The organism is Apibacter sp. B2912, assembly GCF_009827835.1.
GTDB lineage: Bacteria > Bacteroidota > Bacteroidia > Flavobacteriales > Weeksellaceae > Apibacter.
In genome coordinates this window covers 1-1659 of record NZ_WINV01000015.1, presented here as the reverse complement: position 1 = coordinate 1659, position 1659 = coordinate 1, and the positions used below count along the sequence as shown (strand labels likewise).

At 45.0% G+C, this 1659-nt stretch carries 1 protein-coding gene; it reads left to right on the top strand.

Features of this window, described 5'->3' with window-relative positions; genetic code table 11:
* Nucleotides 1-924: 924 nt before the first annotated feature.
* Nucleotides 925-1659 (top strand): hypothetical protein (locus GFV01_RS10010; protein WP_160567202.1); only part of this gene is annotated, 735 nt, incomplete at its 3' end.

Genomic DNA, 1659 nt, shown 5'->3' with positions numbered 1-1659 from the left:
TTACCTGAAGGCAAGACCACCATCTTCGGATACGGAAAGGTTCCCATCGGCGATTCTACCAAAATAATCATCCATCGCAAAGCAAACAAACTCGAGGAAATTGTTGTCAACGCAAAGCAGGTTTCCAAAGAGAAAATCGTGGAACTTCCCAAAAATACCCCCGCCTATTTTACCCCTCGCTATACCTTTCCCGATTCGGAAAAAACCAAGTTTTTTATGTTGCAAGGCATGCGATGGCGCATCAAAGATTTGAACGGGACGATCTTATATACCAATGCTCCGGGATTTTCTGCCGATCATAAAAACAGCCCTTTGGGAGCACAGGTTCTCTCGGGAAGCCTGCTGGCTTCTTTTCGCAACAGCGGCTCTTATGTTATAGAATTGGAAGACCATAATCTTATCCCGATGGGAACGTCGCCTAATCGGCGTGTGTTGACCGTAAAAATAAAAAACCGATCGGCAGAAAATATAAAAAACCTGGGAAGCGACAAGATACGAAAAGACGGCATTTTTCATCTGAAAGTCTCGAAAATCAAGCATGATTACGGCGGAATGATCGGATTAGGGAATCGGGCTTTTTGGATTGTTCAAAAAGACGGGGGGAAAGTCATACGGTTAGGACTTAAAGAAGAGTTAAAGATCAGTGTTGCATCGCTTGTCGAAGAATTCAAAAAACAAGGGCAGCCTGTAACCGACCTTTACGGGATTTATAAATTCCAAGCCTTCGGGGAAGATAAAGACTCGACAGCTGTTTTGGGAAAGGGCCCGGATACGGCATGGATTGAAGTGGGCAAGAACCGTTTGGAAAGCATCAGCGGTCCTGAAAAAATACCCGTGGGAGCTGAAGCCGTTTATAAGATCCAACCCTTGATGCCTTTGCAAGCGGGAGAAACGCCGCAATGGACCGAACCGCATTCTGTCGAGTTGGAATGGAGTCTGTCCTCCGACTGTCAACAGGCGGTTTTACGAATGGGCAGGAAAGATAAAGTTACTTTTTCGGCCCAACTGCAGGGAGAGGAAGTAAGTGACCGTTCGGTAAAAAAAACCGTACAAGCAGAAGAGGTTTTTCTGGAAAGAGCTCTGTGGTGTTACAAAAACGGAACCAGAAGGACCGAGACGGGCTGGGAGGAAGAAAATTATTTCTACCTTAGTTTGAAAGGGCTGGAGAGCGTTGGAATCAAAGTAGCGATTTGGGCAGAACATCCCAACTTTGAACCGTTGGAAACCTTCCGCCGACAAGAATGTTTGATAAAAGAACTGGATGCCGTCTTGGATAAAAAAGGAAGTTGTCAACTTTCCTTTATTGTGGACCGGGAAAGTAAAGAAAAAATACAAACCATCAATCCCGATCCTAAAGTACAGACCCAACTTTTTTTTACGGTGGAATTTACCTCAAAAGAACCGTTGGATCTTTCTCGCATATCCTTGATCCACCGGGCAGACGGTCAAGAAGTGGAAACGGTGCATATAGACGGGAAAACGTTATATTTGGTATTGGATCGCAGAGAATATTTGAAAGTCCCTGCTCCTGCGCGCATTACTTCTTTGTGTTTTTCTAATGAGGCAGCGGATGATGTTCAGATAAAGACTACTGAGTACGGCATAAAGCATACGGTTTGGGTACATACCGTGGGTATGGCTAAGGAAAAACTGACGGTG